Below are 16,935 nucleotides of genomic sequence, written 5' to 3' on the forward strand. Positions count from 1 at the left end.
CGTGCGATTACCGGTCGCCGGCCGCCGGGCGCGGTGCGCCCGGTCGGCCGGCGACCATTCGTTTCACCTCTCGCCGTGCGCGAGCGCCTGGTGCAGGAGCTGTTGGGCGACAAGGGCATCGTCGAATCCGGCGATCAGCCCGGCGTGCTGGCCGTCCACTTCGGACAGTCGGTCGAGGATGGCCGGATACGGGTTCATGTCGTGCGCCGGGAACGCCGTGACGACGGGACCGGCCGTGCCCACGGTGCTCACCAGCAGCCGTGCGCTGCCGTCGTCGGGGGAGGCCTCGACCACCAGGACGGCGCGCGCGGCCTGCACGATCACCTGGAAGCACCGGCGCCCGGCGGCGATCCGGGAGACGAACACCCGCGCGTGCCGGTCGCCCGCGTCGGCGAGCCAGACGTCGGCGACGTCCTCCGTCTCGCACTGCACCGGCCCGGTCGGCCCGCGGCGCTCCTTGCACGCCACCGCCGTCCGCGCTCCGGTGACCTGCCAGTCTCCCGGCGCGATCCAGCGGAGGACGTCGAAGAGGTGCACGCCCTGGTCGGCCAGTGCGCCCGCGCCCGCGTGCTCGCGCCGGTGGCGCCACGGGAAGGCTGTCTCCGGGCCGGCCAGGAAGTCGTGGTGGAAGGTGAGTTCCACGTGGTGCACCTCGCCGAACTCGCCAGCCTGCAGGAGGCGCCGCAGTTCCCGCAGCGCGGGGTTGATGCGCCACTGGAAGACGACGGCGGCCCGCTGCGCGCTCGGGTGGCCGGCCAGCCGGGCGGCCGCGGCGACGTCGTGGGCGAGCGGCTTGTCCGTGATCACCGCCAAGCCGCTGTCGAGCGCGGCTGCCGCCAGCTCCTCGTGCGTGTCGGGCGGCGACGAGATCACCGCGGCGTCCACCCCGCCGTCGGTGATCGCGCCCACCACGTCGGTCGTGACCGTGCCGATCCCGTACCGGGCGGCCAATTCCTCGGCGCGTGCGCGGTTGGAGTGGTAGCCGAGCACGCGCACATCGGCGGCGCATCTGTCGAGCCATTCGAGGTGCTGCTGCCCGAATCCCGCTCCGGCCACGAGGAAACGCACGTGAACTCTCCTTCTGCAACGCCGGCGCAGCGGCCGCATGAGAAATGGGCTGCGGCGATGGGAAAAAGCGTCGCGAGCCCGCGCGGTCGAACTGCAAGAATGTTTGTTCCCATTCGAGAACGATAACCAGTGCACATTTCCGCACTTTTGTTTGAAGTTATCACCGGTGCCCACCGGCCGCAAGGGAGCCGGGGTCCTACCAGGTTTGGGCAAATGCGGTGCTCGGCCCCGCCGAAGGAGTGGTGTTTTTCCCGCACTTCCCGGAACTGGTGATGGCGGCATTCGCGATCGTCCAGTTCGGTCGAACGGGACGCCGTTTGCCGTCGTGCGGGGCGTGCCCGGCCGCGGGGTTAACGCGGCGTGCACGCCCGCGACGCGAATTCGGCGAACACCCTTCGCGGTCGCGGCCTGCGGCCGTTCCGGTGGCGACGCCCCTGTTCGGCCGCGTGCCGGGGGCCTTTCGGTGCCGCAGGGTCACCATTCGGCCACTTGAATATGATGTGGGACACTCTGCGATTTTTGTCCCCGGTTGGTATCCTGCCAGGCTTTCGAGCGGGCGTTCGGCCGCCTTCTGCTGGATGGCCGGATAATGTGTGCTAAACGGGCTCAGTGGTGGCGAACGGACAGTTTCTTGACATCGGATGCGGTGTCGGTAGCATTTGAAAAAGATGCTGGACTGGACCAACTGCGCCCATCGGTCCAACGAGTTTTCGCTCCGCCGCGCGGAGCCGTGCCCGGCTTCCGGAAATACGCGTGATGTTCGGTTCGGCGGCGTGCGCCGACGGCCTGCGCCGCCCCTCCCATTCGAGACAGGAGTGAATGTGATTGACATCGGAATCATCGGTGGGACCGGGTTCTACAAGTTCTTCGACCAGTCGGAGCAGGTGACCGCGACGACGAAGTACGGCGACCCGAGCGCCCCGATCACCATCACGGAATGGGCCGGGAAGACGATCGGCTTCCTGCCCCGGCACGGGCGCAACCACGAGTACCTGCCGCACCGGGTCCCGTACCCGGCGAACCTCGCCGCGCTGCACGACCTCGGCGCGCAGCAGATCCTCGGCTTCAACGTCATCGGCAGCCTCTCGCCGGAGGTGGGCAAGGGCCACTTCGTGCTGATCGACCAGCTCATCGACCTCACCTGGGGCCGCAACTGGACGATCTTCGACGAGCCCGGCGGCGCCCACGCCGACGCCGCGCACCCGTACTGCGAGCGGCTGCGCCGGCAGGCCATCGAGGCGCTGAAGGACACCGACGAGGTCGTGCACCCGCGCGCCACGGCCGCGGTCATCAACGGCCCCCGGTTCCAGACCAAGGCCGAGAGCCGCATGTACCGCAACTGGGGAGCCGACGTCATCAACATGACGCAGTCCACCGAGGCGTCGCTCGCACGCGAGCTGGAGCTCTGCTACGTCAACCTCTCCTACTGCACCGACTACGGCGTCATCTCCGAAGACCTGGCCCCGGAAAGCGGCGACGCGCCGGTGAAGCACGTCGACGTCGTGGCGCAGTTCCAGCGCAACCTCCACCGCGTCGAGCCGGTGGTCCGCACCGTGACGCAAGCGCTCCGGGACGACCCCTCCTGCGGATGCCGCTCGGCTCTGGACGGCTGCTGGGTGCGTGCCTGAGCCCGGCACGGCGCGATCGACGAGGAGAGGACGAATGGGCGACTCAGTGCATGACGTGGCAGTCGAGGACCTCGCGGAGGTCCAGGCCCGGGAGCCGGACGTCGTCGGGCGCAGCAAGCGGGTCTGGCGGATCGGCGAGGACGCCTGCCTCATCGAGCTGGTGCCGAGCCTGCGCAGCTTCACCTACGACCGGGACGAGCTGATCGAGTCGACCGGTTCGCTGCGGATGGACTTCTACGAGCTGGCGGCGCAGCAGTTGGCGGAAGCCGGCGTGCGGACGGCTTTCCGGCGCCGCACCGGCCCGATCGGCTACCTGGCGGACTACCGCCCGGCGCCGCCGTTCGAGGTCATCGTCAAGAACGTGGCCACTGGATCGACCACCAGGAAGTACCCCGGCCTGTTCGCCGAGGGGCACCGGTTCGAGCCGCCGGTGGTGAAGTTCGACTTCCGCATCGACCCGGAGGACCAGCCCATCGGCGAGGACTACCTGCGGGCGGCCGGGGTTCCCGTCGCGGCGTTCCACGACCTGGCCCTGCGGACCAACGCCGCGCTGCGGCGCTGGATGGCGCCGCTGGACCTCTGGGACTTCTGCCTCGTGGTCGCGGTCGACACCGACGGCGAGCCCACGGTGATCTCCGAGGTGTCGCCGGACTGCATGCGGGTTCGCGACCAGCACGGCAACGCGCTGGACAAGGACCTCTTCCGCGCGGGCGACGGCGCCGACGTGATCACGCAACGCTGGCGGGAGTTGATCGCGCATGTCCGAGACGCGCGCTGACCGCCTGCCCCGCGTCGCGCTGGTGACCGGCGCCAACCGCGGCACGGGCAAGGCGATCGCGGAGCGCCTGACGCGGGCCGGCGTGCGGGTGTGGACGCTGAGCAGGCGTCCGGCCCCGGGCCCGCGGTCGCTGCCGTGCGACCTGGCGGACGTCGATGCGGTGCGGGACCGCGTCGCCGAGGTGGTCGAGGCGGAAGGCGACCTGGACCTGGTGGTCGCCAACGCCGTGGACCGCTACTTCGCCACGGTCGCCGAGCTCGACCTCGCCCGCTGGTCGCAGGCGCTCACGGTGAACCTCACCTCCGTGCTCGCCCTCGTGCAGGCGGCGTTGCCGGCGCTGCGCCGCACGAACGGCAGCATCGTGCTGATGGGCAGCCACGCGGGCACGCGGTACTTCGAGGGCGGCGTCTCCTACAGCGCGGCGAAGGCGGCGATGAAGGCGGTGTGCGAGTCGCTGCTGCTGGAGGAGCGGCCGAACGGCGTGCGAACCACGCTGATCAGCCCGGGTGCGATCGCCAACGAGGACGACGACCGCTCGAAGCTGAAGATGACGGTGGAGTCCGTGGCGGAAGTGGTCTGGCAGGCCGCCTGCGTGCCGTCGGACACGGTGATCGGCGAGCTGGAGTGCCGTCCGTCCGCATTGGCCGCGCCCACCGTCAGCGGCATCGACCGACTCCAGGCGGTGTGACCACAGTGGACATCGGATCGAGCGGAGGCGGTGGTGTGCGCCGCCCCGGGACAGGCGTGGGCCCGGATCCCCGGACCTGGGCCCGCGAGGACATCGACGCGATCTCCCGCCGCGCCGCGCTGCTGACCGAGGCCGATCCCGCGCTGATCGGCGCGGTCGTCGAGCTCGCGGCCAGGTGGGGGCGATCGGGAGGCCGCCACCGGCCGTGGGAGGGCGACGCCATCGACGCGCTCCGCGGCCGCGGAGCCGCGGTCGACGAGGAGTCCGTGGCGCTGAGCATGCGGGCCGGGCGCGCGGTCCTGTCCGGGCTGGCGATCGCGCCGTCGCCCTACCCGAGCGGTCCCCTCGCCAGCGCGGCCGACGCGCTGGCCGCCGACGTGCTCGACGCGATCTGCTGCGAGTACGCGGGCCGGCGGTTCCGCGTGGAGGTGGACGCGGAACTCGCCGTGCTGGAGCGCTGTGCGAGCAGATCCGCCGTGCGCAGTGCGATCGCCGGCAAGCGGCAGGTGGTTCAGCGCCTCACCAAGGAGCTGCGCAGGCTTTCCGACGAGGAACCGCAACTGCCGGAAGGCGGCGAGCCGCTCGTGCACGACGACGGGGAGCACGTCTCGGTCCGGTTCGCCCCGGCGGGCTCCACCCGGAACACCGTCGTCAGCTTCACCAGCCCGGTGCGGCTCGACGTGGCGGCGGGCGGCGTGGTGGCGCTGGACCTGCTCGACACGCCGGACCTCCTCGCGACGGTGACGGTGCCGGGATCGGGGCCCGCCAAGGCGGATTACGACTCCGGCTGGCTGTGGATCACGGTCGCGGCGGAGACGGCGACGGCTCGCCGCACCGGGGTCGCCGACGTGGACGCGCTCCTCGACGGGTTCCACCTCACGGCCCTGCACGTCTACCCGCGGGAACCGCTGATCGTGAGCGACTGGTGACGGCGGGCTCGGCGGGGGTGCCGGTGCCCATCGATCTCGTCGCGACCGACCTGGACGGCACGCTGCTCACCGGCGACGGCGAGCTCGGCGACCGCGTCCGGGCGGCTGTCCGGCGCGCGCAGGAGCACGGCGTCCACGTCGCCTTCATCACCGGCCGTCCCTTCCGCGAGACGATCTCGATGCTGGCCCGGGCGGGGCTGCGCGGCTTCACCGCCGCGAGCAACGGCGCCCTGATCAGCGACGAGCGCGGGGAGATCCGGTACGAGCAGGTGCTGACCGAGACCAGCGCGGCCTGGGCCGTCGAACGGCTGCGGGCGGGGATCGGGTCGGTCTCCATCGGCGCGGTCAGCGCCGAGGAACTGGCGCTGGATCCGGACTTCCCGGCCGACCTCGCGAGCAACTGGCGCGATCAGCTGGGTGCCGGGTCCGTGCCGGACCTGGTGCGCGGCGGGCGGGTGCTCAAGCTGCTGGTCGCCCACCCGCACCGGTCGGCGGGTGAGCTGGCGACCGCGACGGCGGAGCTGCTGGGCGGCGGTTTCGCCGTCACCTACTCGACGACGCGCTTCCTGGAGGTCTCGCACCGGTCGGCGGACAAGGGCGTGGCGGTCGAGCTGATCGCCGACGCGCTGCAGGTGGAGCTCAGCCGCGTCGCGTGCGTCGGCGACATGCCCAACGACCTGCCGATGCTGGGCCGCGGCGGCCTCGCGGTCGCGGTGGCCAACGCGGCGGATTCCGTGCTCGCGGCGGCCGACCTCGTCATCCCGACCAACGAGGAGCACGGAGTCGCGACGCTGCTGGACGCGGTGGTCGAGCAGCGGAGGGCCGCCCGCGCCGACGCGCACGAGCGGCCCCCGCCGCCCCAACGGCTGTCATGGATGTGACGGGGTTCGTCGGGTCAGGCCGACCGACGCCGTGGCCCGGATCCACCGCAATTTCCATTGAAATCGAAGGCCCGATGTCCATTGAACTTGCGGGGAGTTATCCACAGGCACCGGCGTGTCGGGGTGCGACACGCCGGTGATCCGCAAGTTCCATTGAAATTGGACCCGCAATTTCAATGGAACTTGCGGGGACCGGCCGCCTCAGCGGGCGGTCGACTGCTCGGATTCCGTTGGGGTGCTTGATGATTCGGAGCCAATCAGCCGCAGGCCGACGACGTAGATCACGAACCCGACCAGCGCGAACAACGCCATGGCACCGAAGGCGAAGTTGATCGGCAGCGAGCTCACCGCCGCGCCCGCCGTCGCCGCGCCCGCCGCGTTGCCGACCAGGAAGATCGTCACCAGCCAGGCGAACGCTTCCGTGACGGTGCCCGGCGGGCAGATCCGGCCCACCAGCACGTACGAACAGGTGAGGGCCGGGGCGAGGAAGAGCCCGCCGGTGAAGGCGAGGACGGTCATCGCGATGGCGCCGGGCGTCAGCATCAGCGGCAGGTACAGCGCGGCCAGCGTGCCGAGCAGCACCAGGAGCCGCTTGCTGTCCCGGCTCTTCCACACCCGGGCCCCGTAGACGATGCCGCCGATCATCGCGCCGACCGCGTTCGCGCTCAGCAGCACGCCGTTCATGCTGGGCAGGGACACGTGCTCGGAGTAGGCGACGGCGAGGATGCTGAACGCCCCCATGGCCGCGCCGACGCCGCAGTTGCACATCAGCACGACCGTCAGCAGCGGCGAGCGGAGCGGGCCGAGCCAGTGCCGTTCGGCGTGCACCGGGCGCCAGCGCCAGACCGGCGGGGCGAGGCAGAAGACCACCACGCCGATCAGGCCGAACATCCCGGTCGCCAGCACGACGTAGGCGGAGGGGGCGATGGCGATGCCGCCGGCCACCAGCAGGGGGCCGCTGATGAAGATGACCTGCTGGGTGGAGGAGTCCAGCGCGTAGCCGGCTTCGAGCTGTTCCTTGGGCAGGATGTCCGCCCACAGGCTGCGCAGGCACGCCTCCAGCGGCGGGGTGAGGGCGCCCGCCAGCACCACCGAGGCGCCGAGCGGCAAATAGTCGTCGACGGGGAGGAACGCGGCCCCGAAGAAACCGATCGCCGAGCCGGCGGCGGAAATGAGCATGACAATCGGTTGGCCGAACCGGTCGACGAGTCTGCCGAGCAGTGGAGAACCGCCCGCGGTGCTCAAGGCGTAAATCGCGGTGAAAAGGCCGGCGACCTCGTAACCGGCCTGCTGCTGCCGGAGATGGATGGCGATCGCGATCGGAGCCATTCCGTTCGGCAATCTGCCGACAATGCTTGATCCGAGCAGGTGAGCGACATACTTCTGCCGAAGCATGGTCACGTACTGCACTGTTTCTACCTCCTGCGAGATCGGCGGCGGGAAACGACCGGCGCTCCGGTCGGCGGCCTTGTCGTGTTCTCGCCCGTTCCTGCCTAGGTGACGGATCAGTCAGGGGTGAGCGTACCGGCGGAGATTTCGCCGACGTTGGCGACCCGGTGGAGATCCTAGTCGCGCGCGAGGGAGCGGGCGAGGTTTCCGGCGGCCTCTCGCGAAATGTGATCATCTCTGCCCGGGCGCGTTCCGCTGGCCGATTCAGCCTTGATGACCTGCGAATAGTGCTGTCTCAGTGGTCTTTACCGGGAATATTCCAAAAGCGCCCTTATACGTCGATTCGGCCCTTCGCGCCACACGTTCTGGCGATTGACGCACATCGGTGTACGCCCTTTCGGCTTCGGTGTGGGGCGTCTGAAAATTCCGCTCGCCCCGACGGCGGACCGCGTAATGCGTTGCAGCGAATGGGTGAACATGGAGTTCGCTTCCGCTAACCGCCCAGCGTGGCGCGGGTGGAAGAACCAGCAGATGTCGGTTTTGTTCGACAACGCGTTCTCGTCCGTCGGGCAAATGGAGCGCTCGACTTCATTGCGGGGCTGCTGTAGGGTCGGCTCCAGTGTTGGGGAAATGTGAATTAGCCCGCTCAATGTTCCGGGAGTCTTCTCCAGCACCGGCGCCCCGTGAAAATTGACGTGGCGGCCTTTCGAAGATGAGTGCACCCCGATCTTTCCGGAGTGCGCTCCAGGCTGACGTGACTGAGGAGAGCAGGGCTTTTCGATGGGTATGGTGCACGATCTGGCGCTGGCCGATCAAGGACAACGCAAGATAGATTTCGCGTCCCGGCGCATGCCGGTTCTGCGCACGCTGACCGAGCAGTTCGCGGAGACGAAGCCGTTCACCGGTCACCGCATCGCGGCTTGCCTGCACGTCACCACGGAGACGGCGAACATGGTGCGCGCGCTGGTCGCGGGCGGGGCCGAGGTCGCGCTGTGCGGATCCAACCCGCTGTCCACCAAGGACGACGTCGCCGCCTCGATCCAGCGCGACCTCGGCGCCGAGGTCTTCGCGGTGTACGGCGCGGACCGCGACACGTTCTACGAGCACGTCCAGGCGGTGCTCAAGACCCGTCCGACCATCGTCGTCGACGACGGCGCGGACCTCACCACCACGATCCACAACGACCACGCCGAGCTCCTCACCGACGTGATCGGCGGCACCGAGGTGACGTCCACGGGCGTCCTCCGGATCAAGAACATGGCCGACGACGGCGCGCTGCGCTACCCGGTGTTCCCGACGAACGACGCGGCCACCAAGCACCTGTTCGACAACCGCTACGGCACCGGCCAGAACACCATCGACGGCATCCTGCGGGCGACCAACATGCTGCTCGCCGGCTCCACCTTCGTCGTCGTCGGCTACGGCTGGTGCGGCCGCGGTGTCGCGATGCGCGCCAGGGGCATGGGCGCCAACGTCATCGTCGTCGAGGTCGACCCGGTGCGGGCGCTGGAGGCCGTCCTCGACGGCCTGACCGTGATGCCGATGTCGCGCGCCGCCGAGCACGGCGACATCTTCGTGACGGTCACCGGGAACCGGGACGTCATCACGATCGAGCACATGCGCAAGATGAAGGACGGCGCGGTCGTCGCGAACTCCGGCCACTTCGACATCGAGATCGGCGTCGAGGACCTGCGCAAGGAGGCCGAAGAGGTCACCGAGCTCCGCCCGAACTGCGTCGAGTACCGACTCCCGGCGGGCAACCGGGTGCTGCTGCTGGCCGAGGGCCGGCTGGTCGGCCAGTCGGCCGCGGAGGCGCACCCGGCCGAGGTGATGGACATGACCTTCGCGACCCAGGCGCTGGCGCTGGAATACCTGGTGGCCAACGCGGAGTCGCTGCCCGCGGGCGTGCACGGCATCCCGAAGGACATCGAGAACCGCGTGGCGAAGGCGAAGCTGGACGCCTACGGCGTCGAGATCGAGCAGCTGTCCGACCAGCAGAAGCGGTACCTGACCGACTGGCGCGTCGGTACCTGATCGTCGCGTCCCGCAGCGGTCCCGCCCCGGTCGTCTCGACGCCCGGGGCGGCGTCGTCCCAGGACCCGCAGCGAAGTCACTGCTGATCATGCTGCTCCGGAAGCCCGAGCCCGGTGCAACTGCCAGTTTCAATGAGCGTTTTTCATCCTGGTCGGCCCGCAGCAGCGGGTCGCAAAGCTGCACGTCGGTGAGGTGTCGCATGCGCCGCAGGCGCATAGCCCACCTACGACACTGGCACCGCCGCGGGTTCTCAGAGGTTTTCCTGGCGAGGACGGCCCTGACGCCGTGTATTGGGCATACATAAGTCAGGGCACCCACAGTCCAGGGAGCCTCTGAGGTTCCGCTACTCGCACCGCCACGCAGAACGAGGTTGGAAAACCTCAATTGAAACCGGCCCACCGCAGCGGCCGGCCCCAGCCGGCCGCGAGCAACGAGACCACGATCACGACGGCGGTGCTGTCGAACGTGGGAGACCTGCCGGATGTCGTGGCCCACGCGTTCGAGCCGGCCTGCGCCGCAGTCGGTCCCGGCTTCGCCGAGCAGGAGTGGAACGTGCGCGCGCCCGGCTTGTCCCGCCGTCGCCGCTGCCCGTGACCGGCCTCTGTGGACGCACGCGGTCGGTGGCACCGGAGTTCACCCGACAAGGTAAGCTTTGAGCAGGAGCGCAACCGCGACGGCAGGCATTCGGCCGGTGGCGGGTGCGAGCAGCGCATGAGCCGGGGAGAGTCCCGCGACTGGATCTTCTGGTAGTGGGGCGGTTCCGCGTTCGTGTCACCTGTCCGAGCGAATTGGACGGCGGGTCGGATAACGATCCGGGAGCACCGCACGATCTCGTCCATGGCCGGCTCGCGGCGGTCGGTTGGAGCACGGATGATTTGTCCGGGCCCGTGAGCCGCGGGCCGGAAAGACCGACTGTGCTGGTTGATCCGCTCGATTGCTGACCGAAACGAACTCGTGATGCGTTGCGCGCAACGGAATCCCGTTGCGCTTCGTCTCTTGAGCAGTGGTGGTTCTCCAAGGGGACTGAAAGAGGACGGGGGAGTCAGTATGTCCGCACCAGGTATCGGCAAGGAATCGCACATCTCGCTGCCGGATTTCGCCTCGGTCACCAAGCTGCCGAAGCCGATCAAGGCGCTCGTCTACTTGATCATGCTCTCGGTGCTGACGGTGGCCGGGATCGGCGCGCTGATGGCCACGATCGCGGTCATCGGCCAGCTGACCGGAGCCTTCGACGTGTTCAGCTTCATCAGCTGAGCAGCAGACCGATCGGGGCCGGCGCACCGCACAGGTGCGCCGGCCCCGTTTTCGTCCGTCCGAAACCCCCGGTAGGCCGCTCGGCGTAACGCCGTGCGCAGCGCGTTCGACCGGTCCGACCAATCGGGTCGTAGGCCGGTCGGCGGGTCCACCCGCCAGCTCCAACCCCCCGCGACATCGCTACGATCGCCGGTATTGCGAAAGCAATCCTGGGGCAGTAGCTCAGCAGGTCAGAGCAGCGGACTCATAATCCGTCAGGTCGTGGGTTCAAGTCCCACCTGCCCCACAAAACACCTGGTGGAACACCGCGGTGGGCAGGCGGGGGAGATCATCTCCGGACCTTTCCCGCGCTTTTTGCGAACCGTGCTGATCCGCGATCTTGCGCTCCCGGGGCGGTCGGCATCGCCGTGCGCGGTCGCCGCCCAGCAGTGAGCATCCTGAAGGCGAGATCCCTGACCGAGCCGAAGGCGCGAAAGGCGGCCATGAACGCACCGACGCCGGCCATCCCCGAACACATCCGAGCGGACGTGCAGCGGCTCTGGGAGTACCACGACCTCCACCACGAGCTGCGGCCCTGCGACGTGGGCGTCGGTCTGGGCGGCCACGACCTCGGCGTGGCGGACCACGTCGTCGACCTCTACCGGGGCGGCTACTTCCCGCTGATCGTGTTCACCGGAGCGAACGCGCCGACAACGGTGGAGCGCTTCCCGAGGGGAGAGGCCGTGCACTACCGCGAACGCGCGCTGGAACGCGGAGTGCCGGACACCGCGATCGCGGTGGAGCCGCGAGCGACGAACACGGCCGAGAACATCGAGTACACGCGAGAACTCCTGGCGGCCAAGGGAATCCGGTGCGAGTCGATGCTGCTGGTGTCGCGCCCGTACCAACAGCGGCGAGCGTTCGCGACGGCCAGGAAGATCTGGCCGGAGGTGGAGATCATGTGCAGCTCCCAGCGCCTGCCCCTGGACGAGTACGTGCGGTCGATCGGCGACGTGAACCGCGTGATCAACATGCTCGTGGGGGACACGCAGCGAGTGGAGCTCTACGCCGAGAAGGGCTTCGCCATCCCCCAAGAAGTCCCACCCGAGGTGAACGAGGCGTACGCCCACCTCGTCGAAGCGGGCTACACGACCAGACTCGTGCACGACTAGTTCCCCTGCCGTTGACCGCCGTGCGGGTCTTGTCGTTGGACTAGCCTTCGCTGGAAGATCAACAGAAGGGGATTCCGGCTCCATGGGCGGTCAGCACTTCCACGGTTACATCGAGGCCGCCGAGGCGAACGATGCCTTACCCGATGACGAGCGGGTCAAGACGCTCGTTCCGGACCGGATCCTCAACACCCCTGTCGAGGCCGCTGACTGGCTGGCCGAGCTCATCCGGCACGTTCTCGGCGACGGCACCGACCTGTCCGGTGATCACGCCCAGTGGGTCTCCAACGCCCGTGACGGGGGGATCACCACCGCGGTGGTCGACGATGCCGCGCTGACCGTGATCCCGGTGCCCAACGGGTTGCCCTGCGTTCACGAGCGCGTCACAGGAGGCCGGAGCCAGAGCGCCGGGCGGATGCGCATCGACCGGGCTGCCGCCGCCGATGACGACTACGTCGTCGTGGCCACCGACGAGGACAAGATCGCGATGATCGACAAGATCTTGGCGGTGCCCGACGACGACCAGGTCTACCTGCTCGTCGAGCCGCCGGGAGCGTGGCGTATCGCCCCGTCCGACGAAGTGCTCGACCAGCACATCTTCGTCACTTTCGGCTACCGAGGCGGATGGGGCGCGGTCATGGCCGAGTTCCCCGAAACCGATCACACCGCCGCGCTGTGCTTCACCACCCGCGGCTCCGGCGGCGACGGCCTGCCCGCCATCACCGTCAACCAGGAGCACAACGCCACGTTCCTGCCCGGCGAGGTGATCCCCGTCGACGACGTGCGCCGGTGCCTGGTCACCCTCGCGCTGTCCGGCGAGATGGACCCCTGCGTCCCCTGGACCTGGACGCGCCAGGACGAACGCCCGACCGTCTGACTCGCGGGGAAGTCCGCAATGCCTCGACGGCCTTCCGGGCGTTGTGGCACGGTGTCGATCTAGCCGCAGAGGGGGAGCCGGTGTCGTCTTCCGGGAGTTCTGCGTCTCGCGTGGAGAAGCGGATCTTCATCAGCTACCGGCGCGAGAACACCAAGTACCCGGCCGGGCTGTGTGGGGGCGGCGAGGTATGGGCGTTGTCGCCTGCCTGGGTTTGGGCTCGTCGAGCATCGCACTGGTGCTGACCATCTTGATCCCCGTCCTGTCCTGGCCCACAGGAGAGGATCCCGGGTCGTCCGCTCCGAAAGCTGCCTAACCGGTCGTCGATCACGTGTGGCACGCAGGGTGCGGTCGGCGCTACCTCGACCGGTCAGTAGCCGACGGTGAAGTGCTTCTCGTCGCGCGGGTTCTCCAGTTCGTCGAGGACCGCCACCGCGAGGTCCTCCGCCGAGATCCGGGACGCGCCTTCCTCGTCGGTGAGCAGCGTGGTACCGCCGCGCCGGTAGGTTCCGGTGCGGTGGCCCGGTTCGAGGACCGCGGGCGGCGACAGGTACACCCAGTCGGCCGGGTGTTCGCGGCAGGCGTCCAGTTGCGCGACGCTGGCCGCGGCGATGACGCGCCACTCCGGGGCCACGTAGTCGGGGTTGTCGACCACGAGCTGCTCGGGGCGTCCCGGGGTCTGCAGCGGTCCGGCGCCTCCGATGACGACGATGCGGGTTCGGGTTTCCACGGCCGCGTCGAGCAATGCCGTGATCGTCGCGGGGACCGTGCCTTCCCGCCCCGGACGGGGGCGGGTCGCCGCCACGATCGCGTCGGCTTCGGTGAACAGCTTGCTCATCTCGTCCCGGTTGGTGGCATCGCCCCGGACGGCGTTCACGCCTCCGGGCAGGGATGCGGGTACTTCTCCGCGGAACACGGCGGTGACGTCGTGTCCTCGGTCGGAGGCTTCGGAGGTGACTCGGGAGCCGACCATGCCGGCGGCTCCGATGACGGCGATCCTCATCGTGCGGTCCTTTCTGCGGTGAAGTTCGGAGTGAGTCGCGGGGAGAACTGGCCCGCGACGATTGCGGCTAGCGAGAGCGCGAAGCCGAGCAGCTGGATCTGGCCCAGCGTCTGGCCGAGCAGCACCGCGCCGAGGAGCGCGGCGACGATCGGGGAGAACAGGCCGAGGACGGCGACCGAGGTGACCGGCAGCGTCTTGATGCCGCGGAACCACAGGACGTATGCGGCCAAACCGCCGACCAGCCCCAGCCAGAGGTAGCCGAGTGCGCCGGGCAGGTCGATCGCCGGCGGGGGCCCCTCGAAGAAGAACGTGACGGGCACGAGGAACAGGCCACCTGCGGTGAGCTGCCACCCCGCGAAAGCGGTGGGCCCGACATTGGCGGGACGTCCCCACCGCTTGGTGAGCGTCACGCCCAGCGCCATCGAAGCCGCGGCGGTGAGGCCGGCCAGGATCCCGGGGCCGTCGAACGCCGCATCCGGGCCGATCACCACCAGGCCGACGCCCACGACGCCGACGACACCCCAGGCGAACCGCCAAGCGGAGGGGCGCTCACCGAGGACCGCGACCGCCAGGACCGCCACGATGAGCGGTTGCGACGCGCCGAGCGTGGCGGCAACACCGCCCGGCAGCCGCTCGGCCGCCACGAACAACATCGCGAAGAGCATCCCGATGTTCAGCACGCCGAGCACCGCGGCCTTCCCCCACCACGTCCCGCGCGGCAGCGTCCGCGTGAGCGCCAACGCGATCAGCCCCGCGGGCAACGCGCGCAGGATCCCCGCGAAGAAGGGGTGGCCTGGCGGGAGGAGTTCGGTGGTGACCACGTAGGTCGTGCCCCACACCATGGGCGCGAGCGCCGTCAACGCGGTGCGGGATGCGATCCCGCTTGCCGCGCCGCTGTCGGCGGTCGCGGAGATCGTCTGGTTCATCACCCGGCAAGTCTCGGTCGACCAGCGTCGATGAGTCCAACACATGTTTGTCACCGGATCCATCTCGATGCACGATAGATCCATGGAGCTCCAGCAGATGCGCTACGTCGTCGCGGTCGCCGAGACGAACAGCTTCACCCGCGCCGCCGAGCGGTGCCTGGTCGTCCAGTCCGCGCTCAGCCACCAGGTGGCGCGCCTGGAACGGGAACTCGGCGGCAAGCTCTTCGAGCGCACCAGCCGCCGGGTGCGGCTGACGCCGGCCGGCGAGGCGTTCCTGCCCGCCGCCCGGCAATGCCTCGACGCCGCCGAGCGTGCCGCGGCCGAGGTCGCCGCGGCCCTCGGCGAGGTGCGCGGGCGGCTGACCGTCGGCGTGATCCCCACCGTCGCCGCAGTGGACATCCCGGCCGCGCTGCACGAATTCCGCAGCCGGTACCCGAACGTGCGCATCGGCCTGCGCGTCGGCGCCAGCGAGGAGCTCGTCGCACAGGTCAGGGATGGCGTCCTCGACGTCGCCTGCCTGGGGCTGCCGGCCACGATCGAGCCGCGCGGGGTCCGCACCCGGGTGACCGCCCGGGATCGGCTCGTCGCCGTCGTCGCGCCCGGGCACCCGCTCGCCGGGGAACCGGAGGTCGACCTCCGCCGGCTTGCCGCCGAGGTGTTCGTGGACTTCCCCCTCGGGTCGGCCGGTCGCGCCCAATCCGATCAGGCCTTCGCCGCGGCGGGCCTGGACCGCGACATCGCCTTCGAGGTGCCCGCCCCGGACCTGATGGTCCGGATCGTCCGGCGGGGCCTCGGCATCGCCATGCTCGCCTCCACCTACGTGCCGCAGCTGACGGGCGTGCAGACCATCGAGGTGTCCGACGCGCCGGCCCGCATCGAGTACCTGGTGTGGAACGACGTCGGCCCGACGCCCGCGGCGAAGGCCTTCCTGGAGATCGCCGGCGTCCCCGCGCACGACCTCGCCGACCGGTCCTGATCCGCCGTCATCGCGCTGAACTGCTCGGTCACCGCGAGGTTCCCGAGTCACCGAAAAGTGCGTTCTTCCATGTCAGCGGCCACTTTCCTACGGTTTGCGAAGAACCGGAGGAGGCGAGCCCCTGGCTCGCACGAGGAGGAAGCAGGCAGCATGGCCATCACCCTGGTGAACCCCAGCGGATTGCCGGAAATCGGCGCCTACCGGCAGGTGTCGATCGCGACCGGCTCGAAGCTGGTCTTCATTGCCGGGCAGGTCGCGTGGGACGCCAACGGGATCACGGTCGGCGAAGGCGATCTCACCGCCCAGGTCGAGCAGTGCTACCTCAACGTCGGCACCGCCCTTGCCGAGGTCGGCGCTTCCTTCGACGACGTGGCGAAGCTGACCGTCTACGTCGCCGACTGGACGCCCGACAAGCTGCCCCTGTTCATGGAAGGCGTCGCGCGGGCGGCGGCGAAGCTGGGCGTCACCCCGGTGCCGCCGGCCACGCTGCTGGGCGTGGCGGCGCTGCACGTGCCCGAGCACCTGGTCGAGGTCGAGGCCACCGCGATCATCGACTGATCAGGTGCGTTGCCGGCGGGTCGCCCGACCGGGCGAGAGCCCGCAACGGGCAAGGGCTTTCGGCCCGCTGCGGAGATCAGCGGGTCCTGTTCTGGCCGCAATTTCCATTGAAATCGAACCTTCGATTTCAATGGAAATTGCGGTGGGTCACCCGCCTGCCGGACGCGGTTCGCGCCACATGGGTTGCAGCCGGGGGCCGTCGTCGGGAAGCTCGATCGGCTCGCCCAGCGGCTCGAAGCCGTGCCGCGCGTAGAGGGCCCGGTTGCGCGGCGTGCTCGCTTCCAGGTACGTCGGCTGGGCCTCGGCGTCGGCTCGGTGGAGCCGGTGCCGCAGGATCGCGCTTCCGACGCCGCTTCCGCGGCTCGCGGCGAGCACGCCCATGGAGGACAGGAAGACGTGCGGCTCGTCCGGGTGCCGCGCCGCGACCAGCGTCAGCACGGTGGCCATGCGGCGCAGCACGGGATCGGCACCGGCCGATTCGGCCAGCGCCACCGCCTCCCGGCGGACCCGCTCCGCCGACCGCAAGGTCAGCCAGACCGACAGTCCCTCGATCGTCCCGTCCGCGCGTTGCGCGACCAGGACTTCGTCCGCGGCCAGCGCTTCGCGGACGGAGTCCCGGAACAGCGCGCCGGGGAGCTCCCGGCCGGACGCGACCCAGCTGGTGACCGCTTCGTCGGTGCAGGCCGCGGCGTAGGCCGGGACGATGCGGTCCAGTTCGGCGGGCGCGGCCCGGCGGACGATCAGCTCCATCGCGGTCCCTTCAATACGTGGTAAACAGCCCTGTTCTCCCGCCATTCTTCG

17 protein-coding genes and 1 tRNA gene are annotated in these 16,935 nt (G+C 69.6%); 13 read left to right on the plus strand and 5 right to left on the minus strand.

Annotation, left to right across the window (positions count from 1 at the left end; all coding sequences use genetic code 11):
* Window positions 1-63: 63 nt before the first annotated feature.
* On the minus strand, window positions 64-1,068 hold the full coding sequence (locus AC07FN_RS01550; RefSeq protein WP_478393832.1) for a Gfo/Idh/MocA family protein: 1,005 nt from the start codon (window positions 1,066-1,068) through the stop codon (window positions 64-66).
* 821 nt (window positions 1,069-1,889) lie between these two features.
* On the opposite strand from AC07FN_RS01550, the gene AC07FN_RS01555 reads away from it, so the two are divergent.
* From AC07FN_RS01555 to AC07FN_RS01575, 5 genes are read left to right on the plus strand one after another with little or no spacing between them, the layout of a single operon-like run.
* Entirely contained in the window at window positions 1,890-2,696 is an 807-nt protein-coding gene (locus AC07FN_RS01555) for an MTAP family purine nucleoside phosphorylase (protein WP_165968501.1), read from the plus strand.
* A gap of 34 nt (window positions 2,697-2,730) precedes the next feature.
* The gene (locus AC07FN_RS01560) at window positions 2,731-3,474 is read left to right on the plus strand and encodes a phosphoribosylaminoimidazolesuccinocarboxamide synthase (protein WP_478393833.1); all 744 of its coding nucleotides are present in this window, start codon (window positions 2,731-2,733) and stop codon (window positions 3,472-3,474) included.
* Window positions 3,455-4,162: an SDR family oxidoreductase gene (locus AC07FN_RS01565; protein WP_452611855.1), complete on the plus strand. Its 708-nt coding sequence runs from the start codon at window positions 3,455-3,457 to the stop codon at window positions 4,160-4,162. The genes AC07FN_RS01560 and AC07FN_RS01565 overlap by 20 nt, the downstream gene beginning before the upstream one ends.
* Window positions 4,159-5,091, plus strand: a complete 933-nt coding sequence (locus tag AC07FN_RS01570) for a hypothetical protein (protein ID WP_478393834.1) — start codon at window positions 4,159-4,161, stop codon at window positions 5,089-5,091. Before AC07FN_RS01565 ends, AC07FN_RS01570 begins: the two co-directional genes overlap by 4 nt.
* Before the next feature lie 23 nt (window positions 5,092-5,114).
* Window positions 5,115-5,972 carry a Cof-type HAD-IIB family hydrolase gene (locus AC07FN_RS01575; protein WP_478393835.1) on the plus strand — a complete coding sequence of 286 codons (858 nt, stop codon included), beginning with the start codon at window positions 5,115-5,117 and terminating at the stop codon, window positions 5,970-5,972.
* A 201-nt stretch (window positions 5,973-6,173) separates the two neighbouring features.
* On the opposite strand, the gene AC07FN_RS01580 is transcribed toward AC07FN_RS01575, so the two are convergent.
* Window positions 6,174-7,367, minus strand: a complete 1,194-nt coding sequence (locus AC07FN_RS01580; protein ID WP_478393878.1) for an MFS transporter — start codon at window positions 7,365-7,367, stop codon at window positions 6,174-6,176.
* A 774-nt stretch (window positions 7,368-8,141) separates the two neighbouring features.
* Here AC07FN_RS01580 and AC07FN_RS01585 point away from each other — a divergent pair.
* From AC07FN_RS01585 to AC07FN_RS01610, 6 genes are all read left to right on the plus strand, one after another.
* Entirely contained in the window at window positions 8,142-9,395 is a 1,254-nt protein-coding gene (locus AC07FN_RS01585) for an adenosylhomocysteinase (RefSeq protein WP_478393836.1), read from the plus strand.
* A 384-nt stretch (window positions 9,396-9,779) separates the two neighbouring features.
* Entirely contained in the window at window positions 9,780-9,989 is a 210-nt protein-coding gene (locus tag AC07FN_RS01590; protein WP_478393837.1) for a hypothetical protein, read from the plus strand.
* A 453-nt stretch (window positions 9,990-10,442) separates the two neighbouring features.
* Window positions 10,443-10,649, plus strand: coding sequence for a hypothetical protein (locus tag AC07FN_RS01595; RefSeq protein ID WP_478393838.1), 207 nt, complete (start codon window positions 10,443-10,445; stop codon window positions 10,647-10,649).
* A 211-nt stretch (window positions 10,650-10,860) separates the two neighbouring features.
* Window positions 10,861-10,935, plus strand: a tRNA-Ile gene (locus AC07FN_RS01600).
* A gap of 196 nt (window positions 10,936-11,131) precedes the next feature.
* The gene (locus AC07FN_RS01605; RefSeq protein ID WP_478393839.1) at window positions 11,132-11,800 is read left to right on the plus strand and encodes a YdcF family protein; all 669 of its coding nucleotides are present in this window, start codon (window positions 11,132-11,134) and stop codon (window positions 11,798-11,800) included.
* Between the two features lie 82 nt (window positions 11,801-11,882).
* Window positions 11,883-12,674: a hypothetical protein gene (locus AC07FN_RS01610; RefSeq protein ID WP_478393840.1), complete on the plus strand. Its 792-nt coding sequence runs from the start codon at window positions 11,883-11,885 to the stop codon at window positions 12,672-12,674.
* Between the two features lie 367 nt (window positions 12,675-13,041).
* Here AC07FN_RS01610 and AC07FN_RS01615 read toward each other — a convergent pair whose 3' ends face one another.
* Together AC07FN_RS01615 and AC07FN_RS01620 are read right to left on the minus strand one after the other, a co-directional pair.
* The gene (locus tag AC07FN_RS01615; protein WP_478393841.1) at window positions 13,042-13,674 is read right to left on the minus strand and encodes an NAD(P)-dependent oxidoreductase; all 633 of its coding nucleotides are present in this window, start codon (window positions 13,672-13,674) and stop codon (window positions 13,042-13,044) included.
* Window positions 13,671-14,600 carry an EamA family transporter gene (locus AC07FN_RS01620; RefSeq protein WP_478393879.1) on the minus strand — a complete coding sequence of 310 codons (930 nt, stop codon included), beginning with the start codon at window positions 14,598-14,600 and terminating at the stop codon, window positions 13,671-13,673. Before AC07FN_RS01620 ends, AC07FN_RS01615 begins: the two co-directional genes overlap by 4 nt.
* Before the next feature lie 82 nt (window positions 14,601-14,682).
* On the opposite strand from AC07FN_RS01620, the gene AC07FN_RS01625 reads away from it, so the two are divergent.
* Together AC07FN_RS01625 and AC07FN_RS01630 are read left to right on the plus strand one after the other, a co-directional pair.
* Window positions 14,683-15,576 carry a LysR family transcriptional regulator gene (locus tag AC07FN_RS01625; protein WP_478393842.1) on the plus strand — a complete coding sequence of 298 codons (894 nt, stop codon included), beginning with the start codon at window positions 14,683-14,685 and terminating at the stop codon, window positions 15,574-15,576.
* 150 nt (window positions 15,577-15,726) lie between these two features.
* Window positions 15,727-16,134, plus strand: coding sequence for a RidA family protein (locus tag AC07FN_RS01630; RefSeq protein WP_478393843.1), 408 nt, complete (start codon window positions 15,727-15,729; stop codon window positions 16,132-16,134).
* Window positions 16,135-16,281: 147 nt separating this feature from the next.
* Here AC07FN_RS01630 and AC07FN_RS01635 read toward each other — a convergent pair whose 3' ends face one another.
* Window positions 16,282-16,884 carry a GNAT family N-acetyltransferase gene (locus tag AC07FN_RS01635; RefSeq protein WP_478393844.1) on the minus strand — a complete coding sequence of 201 codons (603 nt, stop codon included), beginning with the start codon at window positions 16,882-16,884 and terminating at the stop codon, window positions 16,282-16,284.
* Window positions 16,885-16,935 lie beyond the last annotated feature (51 nt).

This window comes from Saccharopolyspora sp. NPDC045941 (assembly GCF_056431445.1).

What these genes read in the sequence shown, in the direction of transcription:
- AC07FN_RS01635 (WP_478393844.1), bottom strand. Translation starts at nt 16,884, where the DNA reads ATGGAGCTGATCGTCCGCCGGGCCGCGCCCGCCGAACTGGACCGCATC.
- AC07FN_RS01560 (WP_478393833.1), top strand. Translation starts at nt 2,731, where the DNA reads ATGGGCGACTCAGTGCATGACGTGGCAGTCGAGGACCTCGCGGAGGTC.
- AC07FN_RS01595 (WP_478393838.1), top strand. Translation starts at nt 10,443, where the DNA reads ATGTCCGCACCAGGTATCGGCAAGGAATCGCACATCTCGCTGCCGGAT.
- AC07FN_RS01565 (WP_452611855.1), top strand. Translation starts at nt 3,455, where the DNA reads ATGTCCGAGACGCGCGCTGACCGCCTGCCCCGCGTCGCGCTGGTGACC.
- AC07FN_RS01585 (WP_478393836.1), top strand. Translation starts at nt 8,142, where the DNA reads ATGGGTATGGTGCACGATCTGGCGCTGGCCGATCAAGGACAACGCAAG.
- AC07FN_RS01625 (WP_478393842.1), top strand. Translation starts at nt 14,683, where the DNA reads ATGGAGCTCCAGCAGATGCGCTACGTCGTCGCGGTCGCCGAGACGAAC.
- AC07FN_RS01620 (WP_478393879.1), bottom strand. Translation starts at nt 14,600, where the DNA reads ATGAACCAGACGATCTCCGCGACCGCCGACAGCGGCGCGGCAAGCGGG.
- AC07FN_RS01580 (WP_478393878.1), bottom strand. Translation starts at nt 7,367, where the DNA reads ATGCTTCGGCAGAAGTATGTCGCTCACCTGCTCGGATCAAGCATTGTC.
- AC07FN_RS01610 (WP_478393840.1), top strand. Translation starts at nt 11,883, where the DNA reads ATGGGCGGTCAGCACTTCCACGGTTACATCGAGGCCGCCGAGGCGAAC.
- AC07FN_RS01605 (WP_478393839.1), top strand. Translation starts at nt 11,132, where the DNA reads ATGAACGCACCGACGCCGGCCATCCCCGAACACATCCGAGCGGACGTG.
- AC07FN_RS01615 (WP_478393841.1), bottom strand. Translation starts at nt 13,674, where the DNA reads ATGAGGATCGCCGTCATCGGAGCCGCCGGCATGGTCGGCTCCCGAGTC.
- AC07FN_RS01630 (WP_478393843.1), top strand. Translation starts at nt 15,727, where the DNA reads ATGGCCATCACCCTGGTGAACCCCAGCGGATTGCCGGAAATCGGCGCC.